The following is a 15,396-nucleotide window of genomic DNA, read 5'->3' on the forward strand; positions in this document are numbered from 1 at the left end:
CTTGCCGCCCCTTCGACGGGACGTTCTCCTTGTGCGGTTGATTATGCCGGGGCCCTCGCAAATCGGAATGCGCGATGATACAATATTAGCCATCGACATTTCCGATGGCCGTGGGCGGTGAAGCTCGATCCAACTCTTCTGCTCACCTTCGTCACGATCACGGAAGCCAAGAGCTTCTCGGAGGCGGGCCGCCGGCTCGGCCTCTCGCAGTCGAGTGTCAGCGAGCATGTCAAAAAGCTCGAGCACCTCGCAGGCCGGCAACTGCTTCTGCGCGATACGCATTCCCACGCTCTGACGGAGGATGGTCAGGCGATGCTCGAATTCGCGCGTTCGATCCTCGAGACGAACGCGCGCGCCACGCGGCATTTCTCGCAATCGGTCAGACGACGACGCTTTCGGCTCGGCGCCAGCGAGGATCTCGCGATCGGGTGGCTCGGCGAGGCTGTGAGAGGCTTCATGCAGACGCATCCCGAAGTGGATCTCGACTTCACAATCGCGCTGAGCCGCACCTTGATCGAGCAATTCGACAACGGCGAGCTCGATCTGGTTGTCTGCAAGCGCTGGCCCGACGGCGACCGCGGCGAATTGATATTTAAAGACCAGGTCGTGTGGACCGCCGCGACGGAAGCGACCGTTTTCCGCAACGATCAGGCGCAGCTCGTGTTGTATCCCCCGCCTGGCGTCACGCGCTTCATGGCCTTGACCGCGCTGGAGCGAGCGGGCGCGCCCTGGCGCATCGCCTGCACCAGCGCCGACCTCAGCGGCTTGACGATGGCCACTGGCATCGGCCTCGGCATGATGGCGCATTCGAGCACGCTCATCCCTCCCGGGCTAAAGGCCTGTAGCCCCGACCCGCGCCTCCCCGAGATCGGCGCGATCGAGTTCGTCATGCTGGAGAAGAAGACGAGCGACCCAAAATTGCGCGCCGAAATGTCGCGCGCCATTCGCGCCAGGGTCGGCGAGAACGACAAGCGCAGGCGAGCTTGAGCGCGTTCCGCAAAAGTTGACAGGTCCGAAAGCGCCGCCTCGCACTTTTCCGTGTGCTTAGGAGCGCGGCCTACCCTGCCAGCCCCAGCTTCTCGGCGAGCCCGATGCGTTGCAGCTTGCCGGTCGCGCCCTTCGGGATTTCGCGCAGGAAGAGAATTTTGCGCGGGACCTTGAAGGCCGCGAGGCGCTCCGCGAGAAAGGCGCGCAGATCCCCCTCGGTCACGCTCGCGCCCTCGCGCAGAACGACGGCGGCGGCGACGTCCTCGCCGAGCCGCTCATGCGGCATGGCGAAGGCGACGACCTGCTGGACCGCCGGATGGTCCATCAGCGCCTCATCGACTTCGCGCGGCGAAATCTTCTCGCCGCCGCGGTTGATGATCTCCTTGAGGCGTCCCGTCAGGCGCACATAGCCGTCGGCATCCTTCACGCCCTGGTCGCCGGTGCGAAACCAGCCGTTGGCGAAGGCCTCGGCGTTAGCTTTCGGATTGTTCTCATAGCCGCCGAAGACGTTCTCGCCGCGGATCACAATCTCGCCTACGACGCCCGGTGCCAAAATCCCTCCCGCCATGTCCATGATCTCGATCTCGGGGCCGGCGGCGGGGCCGACCGAGCCCGGCTTCCGCACGCCATGCAGAGGGTTGCAAGCCATCTGATGCGCGGCTTCGGTCATGCCATAGGCTTCGACAACGGGAGCGTGGAAGGTCGCCTCGAGCTCCGCGATGACCTGCGGCGGCAGCGAAGCGGAGGAGGAGCGGATGAAGCGCAGCGGGTGTTGCGCGATGACCTCCCGCTGCTTCGCGACGCGCGTCAAAATCGCCTGGTGCATCGTCGGAACGGCCGTGTACCAAGTCGGCTCGGCCTCCTCCATCCACGCGAAGAATTTCAGCGCGTTGAAGCCCGGCGCGCAGAAGATCGATCCCCCGCGCGAGAGCGGCGCGAGCAGCCCCGCGACGAGCCCGTGAATGTGGAAGAGCGGCATGACGTTCAGCGCTCGGTCTGCAGGCGAGAGCTCCAGCGTGCGCGCGACGTTCTGCGCCGACGCCGCGAGACTGCGCTGCGAGAGCGGCACGATCTTCGGCCGCGACGTCGTCCCTGACGTGTGCAGGATCAGCGCGATGTCCTCAGGCGCGGCGAAGCCCGGAGCGTCGGCCCGCGCGCGCGACGCTCCCGAAAGGGCGAAATCCCCGGCCCCGCCGGCGCGTGGAGTCAATGTCAGAACAAGAAGGCCGAGCTTCCTCGCCGCCTCGATCGCCGGCGAGAGGCTGCCCGCCTCGACGACAAGGGCCTTCGCCCTCAGGTCCTGCATGTAGAACTCAAACTCGTCGAGCTTATAGGCGGGGTTGAGCGGCGCGGCGGTCGCGCCCTGCGCGATCGCGATGAAGGCCGCCGCCATCTCCGGGCCGTTCGGGAGCACGATCGCGACGCGGTCGCCGCGGCCGACGCCCAATCCATTGAGCGTCACGACCGTCTCCTCGACGAGCGTGCGCAGCCTCCCGAAGGAGAGCGGCGGCGCGCCGGGCGCGCGCAAGGCCGCCGCTTCGTCAGGCGCGAGGGCGAGGAGACTTTGGAGGGTGCTGTTGGCGGACATTCAGGTTCCCGGTGATTAAGAGCTCAGACGGGCGCGACGGCGAGCCTGCCCTTTTCGCGTGCGAGCGTCGCCGCGAGCAGCTTCGTCAACGCATAGACAGCGCGCAGATGCGGCGTCGCGACGCCCACGATCTCGCCGAGCTCGATGACCGCGCCGAGCAGCGCCTCGATTTCTATAGCGCGCCCGCTCTCCACGTCCTGCAGCATCGAGGTCTTATGCGCGCCGACCGCCTCCGCGCCGGCGATGCGTTTCTCCAGGGAGATCCGGAAGCGGATGGAAAGCGCCTCGCCCACCTGCTGCGCCTCGCGCATCATCTCGGCGGCGAGCGCCCGCGTCGGGGCAAAATGGCAGATGTCTTCCAGCGTCGCATGCGTGAGCGCGCTGATCGGATTGAAGCTCAGATTGCCCCAGAGTTTCAGCCAGATCTCCGCGCGCAGGTCGGAGGCGACCGGCGCCTTGAAGCCCGCGCGGGCGAAAGCTTCCGAGACGGCCAAAATGCGCTCGGTCCTCGCGCCGTCGATCTCCGCGAGCGTGAAACGATCGCCTTCAATGAGACGGATGACGCCTGGCCGCTCGACCTCCGCAGACGGATAGACGACGCTGGCGATGATCCGGTCGATCGGCAAATGAGCGGCGATGACCCCGCCGGGATCGACGCTCTCGAGCCGCCGGCCTTCATGGACGCCGCCATGCTTGCAGAAATACCACCAGGGAACGCCGTTTTGCGCGGTCAGGACCAGCGTGTTCTCGCCGAGGATCGGCGCGAGCTCGGACGCCACGGCCGCGAGCTGATGCGCTTTGACGGCCAGCACGAGAAGGTCTTGTGGGCCGAGCTCGGCGATCCGGTCGCTTGCTGGAATGTTGACGGTGAAGGTCTCGCCGCCGCCGACGAGCGTTAGGCCTCGGCTCTGGATCGCCGCGAGCTGCGCCCCGCGCGCAACGACGCTTATGTCTTCGCCCGCGCGCGCAAGCCTCGCCGCCAGAAGGCCGCCGATCGCCCCCGCCCCGATCACGCAGATCTTCATCGCCTTCTTCCGCCTTCTCGAAGCCTTTTGCGTAAAGACCAGCCTGATCGAGTTCAAATGTCGGCTGCGCTCTCCGAGGAGCGACGGACATGACGACAGATTATCTTGGGGCGGATTTTGCGCTATCCCGAGGTTAAAGTGACAGCGCGCTCGACAGCTTGTTCTCTGCCGGCGCGCACGGCCACGAAACCCTCCTTCAGTGCAACCCTCCGCTGAATAGCGCGCTCAGCTCGCCTTCGAGCGCTTTGCGGGCGGTTTGCGCGCCCATTTTTTTGCGAGCGCGGCCACGTCGCTCGCGAGAGCCTCAAAGCCGACCACCTTGGGATCAAAGTCCTCGCCAATCCACTCTTTGATCTCGGCATGGCGAGGGTCCTTCGGATCATCACGGGCTTCGAGAATCTCGCCATAGCCCCAAGGGCCGCCGCAATCTTCCGGCGGGCAGCGCCCACTTGCCGCGAGAAGCCGTGGGTAGAGAACGCCGGCTTCGGCGTCGACGAGGCGCTCGATCTTGACGGTGTGCTCCCAGCCGTCGCCGAAATCGTAGAGGTATCGTAGCGTCTTGACGCGTCCGTCTTCGAGAAGGTCTTCGAGCTTGGCCTTGCGCGCGTCGAGCGGGCCATCGGGCCAATCTGGATCTTGGAGGCCCCATCTGAGGCTTCCGGCGCGGATTTCATAGAGATGGCTGTCGGTCCAGCCCATCGCCGCCTGGATCGTCAGATGCAGGCGGTCGAGCTTCAGGCCAAGAGGAACCTCGACGAAACGCAGGACTTTCGGCTCGACGCCATCGAGGGTGATTTTGAGGCGCAGGATAGCAACGGCGGTCATCGCGCAAGTTTACGGGCTTCTGGCTCAGCTGGCCAGCGGCAAGGCGGCATGGCGGCGGGGTCGCCGCGGTTCCCATCCGTTTCGCTTTAGGTTAAGAGCGAAAACTACTGGAATGCGCGCGGCCGACCACAAAGGGGTGGTTCTTATGTTTCGATGGAAGTCGGCCGATAAGAGCGCGGCCTCCGCAGCGCTTTTGTGCTCTCTTCTGCTGCTCTCTGCCTGCGTCACCAGCGGACCGGAGGCGCCGCCGGCCCCGGTCGTCGTTTCAGCGCCGGCGTCGATCTCTCCCGACGCTCTGGTCGGGAGCTGGGGTCTCGCGGCCTATCACCGCGACAGCGACCGCCCCCGCACCGAGAGCGAGGCGAAGCGCCAGTGCAACAACCCTTATGTCATCAAGCGCGGACCGAACGGCGGCGTCATCATGCATCTCGCCGACGTGCCCGAGCCGCAAGAGCTCGTTCTCAAGGGCGGTCCTGGCGGCGCCAATTTTGTCGGCCTGCCGGGAGCGCCCGGCGCTCCTGAGGATCGCGAGGTCTTCGCGGTCTCGGCGAGGTCCTTCAGCGTGAGATGGGTCAATCCGGACAACGCCAATCGCTACGGCGTGATGATCTACGTGCGCTGCGCTTGAGAGCGAAGGCGCCGGACGTCTCTTCGAGACGCGCCTGTCCAATGAGGTCGAGATGAGACAAACGGAATCCACGCCCCAGGGCTCGATCCTACGGCGCCTGCTCTTCCTCGCCTGCGCCTGCCTGCTCGTGCTGCCGGCCGTAGCGCCGACGCTGAGCGCCAAGGCCGCCGAAGAGGAAATGCAGATCGACGATCAGCCGGGATATGTGCCGGACGCGGCCGAGGAGCAATTGACCGGCCCGCTCGAACGGCAGGTAGTTTTCTTCCGCACGAACGAACCGCCGGGATCGATCGTCGTCCACACCGACGAGCGCTTCCTCTACCTTGTGATGGAGAATAATCGCGCGATGCGCTACGGCATCGGCGTCGGCCGCGACGGCTTCCAATGGGGCGGACAGCACAAGATCTCCCGCAAGCAGGAATGGCCCGACTGGCGACCGCCGCCGGAGATGATCGAGCGCCAGCCCTATCTGCCGCGTTTCATGGCCGGCGGGCCGGGCAATCCGATGGGGGCTCGAGCGCTTTACATCGGCCAGACGATCTATCGAATCCATGGCACGAACCAACCGCAGACGATCGGCCACGCCGTGTCGTCGGGATGTTTCCGCCTCGTGAACAGCGACATCATCGATCTCTATGAGCGCGTGCCGGTCGGCACACGCATCGTCGTCAAGCAGGCGCCCAAGCTCTAGCGCCCTCAAACGCATATCGCCAAGCGAGGTCATCATGCGGTTGTTCGCCATCGGAACGTCGTTTCTTGTCCTGACGGCTCTCTCCTTCGCCTTTCCGGCGGCGGCGCGCGCGACGACGCTGAAGAGCGTGCAGGACCGCGGCGAGCTCGTCTGCGGCGTCAGCACCGGCATCCCCGGCTTCTCGATCGTCGACGAAAAGGGCTCCTGGTCGGGCTTCGACGTCGACTTCTGCCGCGCCGTCGCCGCGGCGGTGCTCGCGGATCCGGCCAAAGTGCGTTTCGTCCCGCTCGACGCGGACGAGCGATTTGATGCGCTCAAGACGAAAAAAATCGACCTGCTGGCGCGCAACTCGACCTGGACCATAACCAGCGAAGCCGATCACGACGTGGCCTTCGTCGGCGTCAATTATTACGACGGCCAGGGATTTCTCGTGCCCAAACGGCGCAAGATCACCTCGGCTCTGGAGCTCGGCGGCAGCAAGGTCTGCCTCAAGAACGGCACGGAAAGCGAGGCGAACCTCGCGGATTTCTTCGAAGCCAATCGGATGAAATTCGAGGCGGTAAGGTTCGAAACCTTGCCGGAAATGCTGAAGGCTTACGAGACCGGCGGTTGCGACGTCGTGACCTCCGACGTGTCGCAGCTCTACGCCGGGCGGCTCGAGCTTTCGAAGAAAGCGGAGCATGCGATCCTGGCTGACGTCATCTCCAAAGAGCCCTTGGGGCCGGCGGTGCGCCAGGACGACATGCAGTGGTTTGAAATCGTGAAATGGGTGAATTACGCGATGTTGAACGCCGAGGAGCTCGGGATTTCCTCGGCCAATATCGCAGATGCGAAACAGTCGAAAAAGCCGTCCGTCCGCCGCTTTGTCGGCGCCGAGGGCGACTCCGCCAAGGAGCTGGGCCTCTCTCCCGACTGGGCGGTGAACGTCGTCAAGGCGGTCGGAAATTATGGCGAGTCGCTGGACCGCAACGTCGGGGCCAAATCGCCGCTCGGCATCACGCGCGGCCTCAACCATCTCTGGACCATGGGCGGCATTCAATACGCGCCGCCGATCCGGTAAGGGTCGAGATACTCCCGCGCTAAACTGTCCTGCCCCGCCGCGGCGCGCGCCCAGGCGGCGCGCCTTGCGGGAACTTGCGATCGAGTTCGCCCGCCCGGCTTGGGGGCACGCGCAGCTGCAGGCGCTGCGCGCCATCGGGCAGCGTCCGGCGCGACAGCACCTCGGCATGCGCATAGGCCCAGGCGAGTCCGGCGCCATCCTCTGCGGCCACCGTGACCTCGCGCGTTTCTCGCGCTTCGCCCAGCAGCGCCGCGATTCGCTCGAGCAGCGGCTCGATCCCCTCGCCCGTAAGCGCCGAGACCAGCGCCACGGGTTTCTCATTCGCCCGCGCCGCGAGCCGCAGCGCCGCCTCGCGCTCCGAATCGAGCGCGTCGATCTTGTTCCACACCTCGATCGTAGGCTTGGCGCTCTCGCCGGATAGGCCAAGCTCCGTCAGAATTTGCTCGACGTCGCGCGCCTGCGCCTCGAAATCCTCGCCGCTCGCGTCGCGCACGTGCAAGAGCAGGTCCGCCTGCGTCACCTCCTCGAGCGTCGCGCGGAAGGCAGAGATCAGCAGCGTCGGCAGGTCGGAGATGAAGCCCACCGTATCGGAGAGCAGCGCGACGGCGCCATGCGGCAGGCGGATGCGCCGCACCGTCGGATCGAGCGTCGCGAAGAGGAGATCCTCGGCGAAGACCCCGGCCCCGCACAGCCTGTTGAAGAGCGTCGATTTGCCGGCGTTGGTGTAGCCGACGAGCGCGACCACGGGGAACGGGACGTCGCGGCGCGTCTTGCGATGCAGGCCGCGCGTGCGCTTCACCTTGTCGAGCTCCTGCTCGATCTTGCGCATGCGCTCTTCGATGAGACGCCGGTCGGTCTCGATCTGCGTCTCGCCGGGACCGCCGAGGAAGCCGAAGCCGCCGCGCTGGCGCTCCAGATGGGTCCAACTGCGTACGAGCCGCGACTTTTGATAGCCGAGATGGGCGAGCTCGACTTGCAGCGCGCCCTCCCGCGTGCGTGCGCGCCGCCCGAAAATCTCGAGAATGAGACCGGTGCGGTCGATGACCTTGCAGCCCCAGGCCTTTTCCAAGTTCCGCTGCTGCACCGGCGAGAGCGCGCAATCCATGGAGACGAGCGCAATCTCCTCCTCGCGGACGAACTCGCCGATCTCCTCGACCTTGCCCTTGCCGAGATAGGTCGCAGGCCGCATGTCGGCCAACGGAACGAGAATCGCCCGCCGCACGTCGAGATCGATCGCGAGCGCCAGGCCCGCAGCCTCCTCGAGTCGCGCCGCGGGCTCGCGCCCGACACCGTCTTTCGGACCCCGCGGCGGATAAGGGCCGACGACGAGCGCGGAAGTCCTCTCGCCTCGCTGTGGCTTCGGCGAGACGGCGTGTGAGTTGGAAGCGTTGTCCTTCAAACGGGCGGGAACTCTCCTGGATCACTTGGCGCCTGGCGGAACGCGGGGAACGCCGTGATCAATGGTTCAAATAATGGTCACGCCGAGGTCTCCCGGCTAGAGCGCTCAGCGAGAAACTTGCAGAACGCCCCCGCAAAGCGGAGCTAGCGCGTCTTTTCGTTGATCTCCCCTTCCTCGGAAGGTTCGAACATATGAATGGGGTGGCCCGGCATGATTGTCGAGATCGCGTGCTTGTAGACGAGCTGAGAGTGACCGTCGCGTCTAAGCAGCAGACAAAAATTGTCGAACCAAGTGATGATCCCCTGGAGCTTGACGCCGTTGACCAGGAAGATCGTGAGCGGGACCTTGTTTTTTCTAACAAAATTCAAAAACGTGTCCTGCAGGTTTTGCGCGCGTTCCGACATTCGCCGTCCTGTTCTTGTTCATTGGGCGGCGTCGAGCGCCGCCTCGAGGTCGTCACCCCCGATCGTAGTCTGATATTAGAGCGCGACTTGCTGCAACGCGCAAGACATAACAAGAGGCCACAGCGTCGCATTGAGCAGAAATTCACCGGTTGCAGGCGGAGAGAGCGCGCTGCGGCACGGATCCTGCCTGTCCGAACGGAGGTGATGGGCCAGAAATCGGGGGCGCGCGCGACAATGGAATGCAGACGACACCCCACCGCTGAACGGAGCGGCCGCCGTGAGTGAGTCCATCCGCGCCATCGTGATCGATCTGGAAGGCGCCGCCCTGCCGATGAGCTTCCTCACCCAGACTCTCGCGCCGCTGGCGCGCGAGAAACTCGGAGCCTTCATCGCCGCCCATGCCGACGAAGAAGAGGTAGAAGCGGCGCTCGAGGAAACCGGGCGGCTGATGGGCGGATTCGATTTGAAACCCGCCGAGGCCGAGGCGCTGCTGCTGCGCTGGATGAAACAGGACCGCAAGGCATCTCCGCTGAAATATCTTCAGGGCCGAGTCTGGCGAGAGGCCCATGAGGCCGGCGCGCTCGAGATCGAGTTCTACGCGGACGCAGCCGAGGCAATCAGAGCTTGGGCCGCCGCGGGTCTTCGGCTGTTCGTCTATTCGTCCCAGTCTGAAGAGGCTCAAAGAATGCTCCTGGCTCACACGCCCTATGGCGATCTGACGCCGCTCTTCGAGGGCTTCCTCGACACGACGTTCGGGCAGAAGATCGAGCCCGGCTCCTATCGCGATCTCGTCGAGCGTTTGGCGCTGCCCGCGGGCGCGATCCTGCTGCTTTCCGGCAATGAGGAGGAACTGGACGCCGCCCGATCCGAGGGCCTTGCGACCGCCCGCCTCATGCGCGACGGCGCGGAGAAAAGCGGCCATCCCGCGAGCCCGGATTTCACCTCTTTGCAATTTTAGAGGGCGCCCATGGCGAGCTTCACACTGGAGACCCGCGAGGGCGCGCGAAGCGAGGTCAAGGCGAAGGACGGCGTGACGCTGATGAAGCTGATTCGCCGCTCCGGAGCCGAAGAGCTCGTCGCGCAATGCGGCGGCTCCTGCGCCTGCGCCACGTGCCATGTCTATGTGTCCCCGCGCGAGGGCGTGACGCTCCCGCCGATGCGCCCCGACGAAAGCCGGATGCTGGCGACCGCCGGCGAGCGGCGGATGACGTCGCGACTCGCCTGCCAGATCAAATTCGACGCGGCGCTCGACGGGATGCATGTCACGATCGCGCCCGAGAACCTCGATGATATCTGAGCCGGCCGCATTCCGCCGTCGCATCGCGCTCTAGTTCCGCCGCGGTTTTCTTCATGCAGCAACGAAAGCTCGGTCGCTCTGGCCTATCCTGCGCGCCGCTCGCGCTCGGCGCTCATGTCCTCGGTTGGACGGCGGACGAGGCGACGTCGCATAGGCTTCTCGACGCCTTCATCGACCGCGGCTTCTCGCTGATCGACACCGCCGACACTTATTCCACCTGGGTCGAAGGCCATTGCGGCGGCGAGTCGGAGATCATCATCGGCAATTGGCTAAAGGCCTCGGGCAAACGCGAGAAAGCGCTGATCGCGACCAAGGTCGGCGGAGCCATGACCGGTGTCGGCAAGGGGCTATCCAAAGCCCATATCATCCGCTCCGCCGAGGACTCGCTGCGGCGGCTCCGCACCGACAGGATCGATCTCTATCAAGCGCATTTCGACGATACGGGCGTCGCGATGGAGGAAACGCTCGAGGCCTTCGCGAGCCTCGTGCAGAGCGGCAAGGCGCGGGCGATCGGCGCCTCCAATTTCTCCGCGCCACGGCTCGCGCAAGCGCTGGAGACGGCGCGTGCCCAAGGCCTGCCTATCTATTCTTGCCTGCAGCCGCATTACAACCTTGTGACCCGCGGCTTTTACGAGGGCGCATTGCAGGCGCTGTGCGTCGCAGAGGATCTGGGCGTGCTGCCTTTTCGCGCCCTTGAGGCGGGCTTCCTCACCGGCAAATATCGCTCGATCGCTGATACTGTCGGGAAACCGCGCGGCGCCCCCGTCGCCCGAATTCTCGACGATCGCAGCCTCGACATTTTGAGCGAGCTCGACAGCGCCGCGCGAAGGCTTGACGCGACGCCGGCGCAGGTCGCCATCGCCTGGCTCATGGCGCAACCGGGCGTGAGCGCGCCGATCGTCAGCGTGACGAGTCTCGCGCAGCTCGAAGAGATTTTCGGGGCGACGACGCTCGCGCTCGACGCGCGCAGCCTGAGGCGCCTCGATCTGGTGAGCGCCTGACGCGGGCGGCATATGGGCTCGACCCTGGCCTCAATGTTGCGTCTTTTTCGTTCATCGAGCCCGTGGGGGCGAGCGCGAGGGAGATCCCATGCCGATCAAGGAAGAAGACATTCAGGTTGGCAAATGCTACCGATCGAGGGGAGGCGCGGAGAATTCGGAGAAATACACGATCATCAACATCGTGCGCGGGATCGTGACCTATCAGAGCTGGACGACCGACCCCTACCGCCTGTCGCTTCGCACCAACACCGGCATCAAGGCGCTCGCCGAGGTGATTTTCAAGGAGATTCCCTGCCCGGACCGCAGCCCAGAGAAGAAGATCGACTATTTCGATCCTTCCTGAGCGGGCGACAAAAAGCCGCTTCGCGCGGCGCGGCTTAGTGGGCGCCGCTGATTGAAATTCACGCCGGAAACGCGGCATAAGCCTAAAGATGGCTCGAGCGGAGGCAAAATTGGCGCGAATCGGCGAGTTGGATGAGCCGCACCTCCTTTCGCCGGCTCTGGACGAAGCGACGAAGGCTGCGCTCGCGCGGCGCGGCGCACCCTTGCGCGCCGCGGCTGGCGCTTGGATCTTTCGGCAGGGCCTCCCCTGCGAGGCCTATCCGATCGTGGTCTCCGGGCGCATTCGCGTGCAGAAGACCGGCGCGAACGGCCGCGAGATCACCCTTTATCGCGTGGGCCCCGGAGAGACCTGCGTGATCACCACGGCCTGCCTGATGCGCGACGCCGCCTATGACGCCGAGGCCATCGCGGAAACGGACGTGACCGCGAAAGTCCTGCCCAAGGCCGACTTCCGCGAGCTGCTCGCCTCCTCCGCGAGCTTTCGCGACTTCGTCTTCCGCACCTTCAGCGCCCGGCTTGCAAGCCTTCTGGCGCGGATCGAGGAGGTCGCCTTCGAGCGAATCGACCGCCGCTTGGCGCAACGACTTCTCGATGCGGTCGGCGAGGATGGTGCGATCGCCGCGACGCATCGAGAGCTCGCCGTCGAGTTGGGCACGGCGCGGGAAGTGGTCAGCCGCAAGCTCAAGGACTTCGAGCGCAGCGGGTGGATCGAGCTCCATCGCGGCGGCGTTCGACTCCTTCAGCCCGAAGCGCTGCGACGAATCGTCCATGACGAGGCTGCATCGTGATTTTGTCGCCGACGGCGCGGCGCAGGAGACGGAAGGTAACGGGACATCTCGTAGCAACAGGAGTCCCGCGATGACGAAGAATCTCGGAACGATTGATCGCGCGTTGCGCTTCCTTGTCGGGCTTGGACTGATCGGCGCGACGCTCGGCGGCCTTCTCCCGGTCTGGGGATGGATCGGGATCGTGCCGCTGGCGACCGCGGCGATCGGCTGGTGCCCGGCCTATCTGCCTTTCGGGATCAAGACCTGCGAGAAATAAGCGAAGGCTTCCATGATCGGAATTCGCTCCCGCGTCGTGTGAAGTTGCGTCGCTCGGGAGATTGCTGAGCGGAATGCGCCTTGGCGCCATACATCGGACCAAGGACGCGTCGGGTTTCTTCTGAACGGGCGCGTCCTGAACGCCGAGGGTCTGCCCTCCCCTCAACTGATCGCTGATCGCGCTGCCGCTCGTTTCGCAGCGCCTTGACTCTGCGCCCTACTAAAGCCCAATGCAGGCGTTCCAATGCGGATCGCGGCGCGACGCTGCGGTCGCGCCCCTGCAGGGAGATTCTATGCTCGCTTTTGGCGCGGCGCGGCGGCGCCCTTTTCCCCGACGGCTCGGATCCGCGGCCGGGGCCATGCTCTTCGCGAGCGCCTTCGCGATCATGCTCGCCGCCGGCTCCCTGCAGCCGGCGCTGGCCGAGGACTTCAAGGGAAAATTTGGCGATTGGGACCTTCGTTGCGAGACCCCTCCGGGCGCCAGCAAGCAGCAATGCGCTCTGGTCCAGCGGGTCTCGGCCGAGGATGTTCCCGGCCTCAATCTGATCGTGCTGGTCATGAAGCTCAACGAGGGCAAGCAACGGCTCATGCGGATCATCGCGCCGCTCGGCGTGCTGCTGCCGACGGGCCTCGGCCTGATGATCGACGAGACCAAGATCGGCAACACGGGCTTTGCGCGCTGCAACACGCACGGCTGCATCGCGGAGGCGATCCTGGACGATAAGCTCATCGATCAGTTGAAGGCCGGCAAGACCGCCACGTTCATCGTCCACGAGACGCCTGAGAAGGGCGTCGGACTGCCCATCGCGCTCTCGGGCTTCAAGGAAGGTTTCGTCAAGCTGCCATGAGCAAAATGCCTATAATTCTGCGGCGTCGCCCGCTGACGGCATCCATCGCGGCTTGCGCCCTGGCCGCAGCGCTCGGGGCCGCGCAGGCGGAGGATTCGGAGCCGCTCTCGAACCGTATGATGCAGATGTTGGGGCTCGGCGCCGGTCAGCAGGCTCCCGCTTCCGAGACGGCCGCCCCGCCGGCGGCTCCCCCGCAGAGCGCGCCGCCTCCGCCCCCGCAGGCCGAAGAATCGCGACCCCTCACGAAGCGCATGATGCAAATGTTCGGGCTCGGGGGTGATAATGGCGCGCCCGCTTCGACGCCCGCGACCGCGCCCGCCCGGCGGAAGGACGAGCCCGACGAGCCGCGCAAGACGAGCCGCGTGCTTCGCATGCTGGGACTCGTCAAGGGGGCCCAGGACCCCGAGGAGGTTAAGGCCAAGCGGGAAATCGTGGAATGCCCCGACATCGTCGTCGACGGCGCCGGGGCTGAGATGCGCTCGCCTCCCGGCGCCGACGCTTCGAGCGTCGCTTATCAAATTTCGATTACGCGCATGGCGCGCGAATGCGCGCTCGACGCGGAAAGGGAGAACGTCTCGCTCAGAGTCGGACTGCTCGGAGCGGCGATGCTCGGCCCGGCCGGCAAGCCCGGCGGCTATTTCGGCTCGCTGCGGGTCGCTCTGCGGCGAAAGAGCGACAATGAGGTCCTGGGCGAGAAGACTTATCGCGTCGGGGCGACGATCCCCGCCAATCAGTCGCGCGCGGACTTCACCCTGCTCGTCGAGGATTTTACGGCGCCCTTCGTCAACTCCAAGGCCGCGGAAGATTACGAGATCCTAGTCGGCTTCGCGGGTGCGGCCAAGAACGAGGGCGGCGCGAAAAAGCCCCACAAGCACGGCGGATAATCTCGCTCTGCTGCAGGCGGAAGTCGTGAAGGCGCGCGCCTCGGCGCGAAGCCTCGCCATTGACCGAGGCACTATCGAGTCGGCTTTCAGGTCAGGCCACACTCTCGGTTTTTGAATTAGAGAGCGCGCCCCGATGAGGAGCGAATTCCGCAAAACTCGACAGAATTTTGCGGAATTCGCTAGCGCGATTCCTTGCCGCTCGAACGATTTCGCTCGAGCAGGAGACGCTAAGCCCGCAGCGCCTTCAATCCCCTGATTCCCTCGTTCACGAGGGCGTCGCCGCTCGCGGGATGGGCGCGCATAACGGCTTCGGCGATCTTCGTCGCGGCGTCCGCGGCGGCGGCGCGCACCTCAGCGATGGCCTGGGCCTCCGCGAGCGCGATCTTGTCGGCGATCTGCTTGTCGCCCCGGGACGCCCATTCGTCGAGGCGCTTGCGCGATTCGGCGGCGATCATCTCGGCTTCCTTCTTGGCCTGGGCGACGATGGCGGCGGCCTCGGCCTCCGCTTCCGCCTTCTTCTGCTCGAAGGAGGCGAGCAACGCCTCGGCTTCGGTGCGCAGCCGCTGGGCCTCGGCGAGCTCGCCCTTCACCTTGTCGATGCGCTTGTCGAGCGCGCCGACAAGCATGTGAGGGACGCGCATCTTCAGCAGAATGCCGATGAAGAGGGCGAAGCCGATGGCGACGAAGACTTCGGCCTCGAGATGTTGGAGATCCATGGCGCGGCCTTCCTTCAGCGGGCGGACAGAGAGCGGACGGCGGCGTCGATCGCCGCGGCGTCGATTTCAGCGCCGGTGAGCTTGGCGATGATCGCCGCGGCGGCTTCCCTGGCGACGCCCTCGACATGTTTCATCTTATCCGCCTTCTCAGCAGCGATGCGCTGCTCAGCGGCGGCCAGCGCCTGCGCGAGCTTCTGCTCGGCGGCGGCGCGATGCGCTGCGGCCTCGGCGGCGGCCTTCGCCTGCGCCTCTCTGCCGATGACCTGCGCCTCGTCCTTCTTGGCGGCGAGCGTCGCGTCATTGTGCTTGGCGGCGATCTGCGCCTTGGCTTGGCTCGCCCGCGCCGCGTCGAGATCGGTGTTGATGGTCGTCTCGCGGGTCGTGAGAATGCCGGCGACGCGCGGCAGCGCGATTCGCGACATCAGCAGGTAAAGCAAGCCGAAAATAAGCACGAGCCAGACGAATTGGGGCGCCCAGTTCGTGGCGTCGAAGGGCGGGAAGTGGCCCCCCTCATGCGGGCCGCCGTTTACGACCACGCCCTCGTGGGTCTCGGTGGAGGACTCTTGCGGCGATTCCTGCGCCAAAGCGTCGGAAGTCATGGATGGCGGCTCCAAATAAGAAGGCGCGCGCCAACTTCGTGGCGCGCGCATGAAGGCGT

The 15,396-nt window shown here is 65.4% G+C and carries 19 protein-coding genes; 12 read left to right on the forward strand and 7 right to left on the reverse strand.

The features are described 5' to 3' along the window. Positions 1–117: 117 nt before the first annotated feature. Complete coding sequence (locus QMG80_RS13715; protein ID WP_085773315.1) at positions 118–987, forward strand: LysR family transcriptional regulator; 870 nt, start codon at positions 118–120, stop codon at positions 985–987. 70 nt (positions 988–1,057) lie between these two features. On the opposite strand, the gene QMG80_RS13720 is transcribed toward QMG80_RS13715, so the two are convergent. The 3 genes from QMG80_RS13720 to QMG80_RS13730 all read right to left on the reverse strand — a co-directional run bounded on the left by QMG80_RS13720 (position 1,058) and on the right by QMG80_RS13730 (position 4,425). Then, positions 1,058–2,575 carry an acyl--CoA ligase gene (locus tag QMG80_RS13720; RefSeq protein ID WP_085773316.1) on the reverse strand — a complete coding sequence of 506 codons (1,518 nt, stop codon included), beginning with the start codon at positions 2,573–2,575 and terminating at the stop codon, positions 1,058–1,060. 23 nt (positions 2,576–2,598) lie between these two features. After that, complete coding sequence (locus QMG80_RS13725) at positions 2,599–3,600, reverse strand: 2-dehydropantoate 2-reductase (protein ID WP_085773889.1); 1,002 nt, start codon at positions 3,598–3,600, stop codon at positions 2,599–2,601. A 225-nt stretch (positions 3,601–3,825) separates the two neighbouring features. Continuing rightward, positions 3,826–4,425 carry a plasmid pRiA4b ORF-3 family protein gene (locus QMG80_RS13730; protein ID WP_085773317.1) on the reverse strand — a complete coding sequence of 200 codons (600 nt, stop codon included), beginning with the start codon at positions 4,423–4,425 and terminating at the stop codon, positions 3,826–3,828. Between the two features lie 145 nt (positions 4,426–4,570). Between QMG80_RS13730 and QMG80_RS13735 the strand changes: the two genes are divergently transcribed. Genes QMG80_RS13735 through QMG80_RS13745 form a run of 3 tightly spaced genes read left to right on the forward strand, consistent with a single transcriptional unit; the run spans position 4,571 to position 6,804 of the window. Further along, on the forward strand, positions 4,571–5,053 hold the full coding sequence (locus QMG80_RS13735) for a hypothetical protein (protein ID WP_085773890.1): 483 nt from the start codon (positions 4,571–4,573) through the stop codon (positions 5,051–5,053). A 52-nt stretch (positions 5,054–5,105) separates the two neighbouring features. Continuing rightward, entirely contained in the window at positions 5,106–5,744 is a 639-nt protein-coding gene (locus QMG80_RS13740; RefSeq protein WP_085773318.1) for a L,D-transpeptidase, read from the forward strand. Between the two features lie 34 nt (positions 5,745–5,778). Then, positions 5,779–6,804, forward strand: coding sequence for an amino acid ABC transporter substrate-binding protein (locus QMG80_RS13745; RefSeq protein WP_085773319.1), 1,026 nt, complete (start codon positions 5,779–5,781; stop codon positions 6,802–6,804). A gap of 19 nt (positions 6,805–6,823) precedes the next feature. Here the strand turns inward: QMG80_RS13745 and hflX are convergent, their stop codons facing one another. Together hflX and hfq are read right to left on the reverse strand one after the other, a co-directional pair. After that, entirely contained in the window at positions 6,824–8,203 is a 1,380-nt protein-coding gene (hflX, locus tag QMG80_RS13750) for a GTPase HflX (protein WP_085773320.1), read from the reverse strand. 143 nt (positions 8,204–8,346) lie between these two features. Continuing rightward, positions 8,347–8,607, reverse strand: coding sequence for an RNA chaperone Hfq (gene hfq, locus QMG80_RS13755; protein ID WP_085773321.1), 261 nt, complete (start codon positions 8,605–8,607; stop codon positions 8,347–8,349). Positions 8,608–8,884: 277 nt separating this feature from the next. Here hfq and mtnC point away from each other — a divergent pair, with 277 nt between their 5' ends. From mtnC to QMG80_RS13795, 8 genes are all read left to right on the forward strand, one after another. Next, positions 8,885–9,565 (forward strand): acireductone synthase, encoded by a 681-nt coding sequence (gene mtnC / locus QMG80_RS13760; RefSeq protein ID WP_085773322.1) that lies wholly within the window; start codon positions 8,885–8,887, stop codon positions 9,563–9,565. Positions 9,566–9,574: 9 nt separating this feature from the next. After that, the gene (locus QMG80_RS13765) at positions 9,575–9,904 is read left to right on the forward strand and encodes a 2Fe-2S iron-sulfur cluster-binding protein (protein WP_085773323.1); all 330 of its coding nucleotides are present in this window, start codon (positions 9,575–9,577) and stop codon (positions 9,902–9,904) included. 53 nt (positions 9,905–9,957) lie between these two features. Next, positions 9,958–10,905: an aldo/keto reductase gene (locus tag QMG80_RS13770; protein ID WP_085773324.1), complete on the forward strand. Its 948-nt coding sequence runs from the start codon at positions 9,958–9,960 to the stop codon at positions 10,903–10,905. 88 nt (positions 10,906–10,993) lie between these two features. Further along, positions 10,994–11,248 (forward strand): hypothetical protein, encoded by a 255-nt coding sequence (locus QMG80_RS13775; protein ID WP_085773325.1) that lies wholly within the window; start codon positions 10,994–10,996, stop codon positions 11,246–11,248. Positions 11,249–11,357: 109 nt separating this feature from the next. Further along, positions 11,358–12,035, forward strand: coding sequence for a Crp/Fnr family transcriptional regulator (locus QMG80_RS13780; protein ID WP_245300005.1), 678 nt, complete (start codon positions 11,358–11,360; stop codon positions 12,033–12,035). A gap of 70 nt (positions 12,036–12,105) precedes the next feature. Next, positions 12,106–12,291: a YgaP family membrane protein gene (locus QMG80_RS13785; protein WP_085773327.1), complete on the forward strand. Its 186-nt coding sequence runs from the start codon at positions 12,106–12,108 to the stop codon at positions 12,289–12,291. Between the two features lie 292 nt (positions 12,292–12,583). Continuing rightward, positions 12,584–13,138 carry an invasion associated locus B family protein gene (locus QMG80_RS13790; RefSeq protein ID WP_085773328.1) on the forward strand — a complete coding sequence of 185 codons (555 nt, stop codon included), beginning with the start codon at positions 12,584–12,586 and terminating at the stop codon, positions 13,136–13,138. Beyond that, positions 13,135–14,022 (forward strand): hypothetical protein, encoded by an 888-nt coding sequence (locus QMG80_RS13795; protein ID WP_085773329.1) that lies wholly within the window; start codon positions 13,135–13,137, stop codon positions 14,020–14,022. Before QMG80_RS13790 ends, QMG80_RS13795 begins: the two co-directional genes overlap by 4 nt. Before the next feature lie 227 nt (positions 14,023–14,249). Here QMG80_RS13795 and QMG80_RS13800 read toward each other — a convergent pair whose 3' ends face one another. After that, positions 14,250–14,738, reverse strand: a complete 489-nt coding sequence (locus QMG80_RS13800) for a F0F1 ATP synthase subunit B family protein (protein ID WP_085773330.1) — start codon at positions 14,736–14,738, stop codon at positions 14,250–14,252. Positions 14,739–14,752: 14 nt separating this feature from the next. Further along, positions 14,753–15,337 carry a F0F1 ATP synthase subunit B family protein gene (locus QMG80_RS13805; protein WP_158658905.1) on the reverse strand — a complete coding sequence of 195 codons (585 nt, stop codon included), beginning with the start codon at positions 15,335–15,337 and terminating at the stop codon, positions 14,753–14,755. Positions 15,338–15,396 lie beyond the last annotated feature (59 nt).

The sequence above is a fragment of the Methylocystis bryophila genome (assembly GCF_027925445.1).
Lineage (GTDB): Bacteria > Pseudomonadota > Alphaproteobacteria > Rhizobiales > Beijerinckiaceae > Methylocystis > Methylocystis bryophila.

Coding starts and splice junctions, on each gene's coding strand:
- QMG80_RS13720 (WP_085773316.1), bottom strand. CDS start 2,575: ATGTCCGCCAACAGCACCCTCCAAAGTCTCCTCGCCCTCGCGCCTGAC.
- QMG80_RS13725 (WP_085773889.1), bottom strand. CDS start 3,600: ATGAAGATCTGCGTGATCGGGGCGGGGGCGATCGGCGGCCTTCTGGCG.
- QMG80_RS13730 (WP_085773317.1), bottom strand. CDS start 4,425: ATGACCGCCGTTGCTATCCTGCGCCTCAAAATCACCCTCGATGGCGTC.
- QMG80_RS13735 (WP_085773890.1), top strand. CDS start 4,571: ATGTTTCGATGGAAGTCGGCCGATAAGAGCGCGGCCTCCGCAGCGCTT.
- QMG80_RS13740 (WP_085773318.1), top strand. CDS start 5,106: ATGAGACAAACGGAATCCACGCCCCAGGGCTCGATCCTACGGCGCCTG.
- QMG80_RS13745 (WP_085773319.1), top strand. CDS start 5,779: ATGCGGTTGTTCGCCATCGGAACGTCGTTTCTTGTCCTGACGGCTCTC.
- hfq (WP_085773321.1), bottom strand. CDS start 8,607: ATGTCGGAACGCGCGCAAAACCTGCAGGACACGTTTTTGAATTTTGTT.
- QMG80_RS13765 (WP_085773323.1), top strand. CDS start 9,575: ATGGCGAGCTTCACACTGGAGACCCGCGAGGGCGCGCGAAGCGAGGTC.
- QMG80_RS13770 (WP_085773324.1), top strand. CDS start 9,958: ATGCAGCAACGAAAGCTCGGTCGCTCTGGCCTATCCTGCGCGCCGCTC.
- QMG80_RS13775 (WP_085773325.1), top strand. CDS start 10,994: ATGCCGATCAAGGAAGAAGACATTCAGGTTGGCAAATGCTACCGATCG.
- QMG80_RS13785 (WP_085773327.1), top strand. CDS start 12,106: ATGACGAAGAATCTCGGAACGATTGATCGCGCGTTGCGCTTCCTTGTC.
- QMG80_RS13790 (WP_085773328.1), top strand. CDS start 12,584: ATGCTCGCTTTTGGCGCGGCGCGGCGGCGCCCTTTTCCCCGACGGCTC.
- QMG80_RS13795 (WP_085773329.1), top strand. CDS start 13,135: ATGAGCAAAATGCCTATAATTCTGCGGCGTCGCCCGCTGACGGCATCC.
- QMG80_RS13800 (WP_085773330.1), bottom strand. CDS start 14,738: ATGGATCTCCAACATCTCGAGGCCGAAGTCTTCGTCGCCATCGGCTTC.
- QMG80_RS13805 (WP_158658905.1), bottom strand. CDS start 15,337: ATGACTTCCGACGCTTTGGCGCAGGAATCGCCGCAAGAGTCCTCCACC.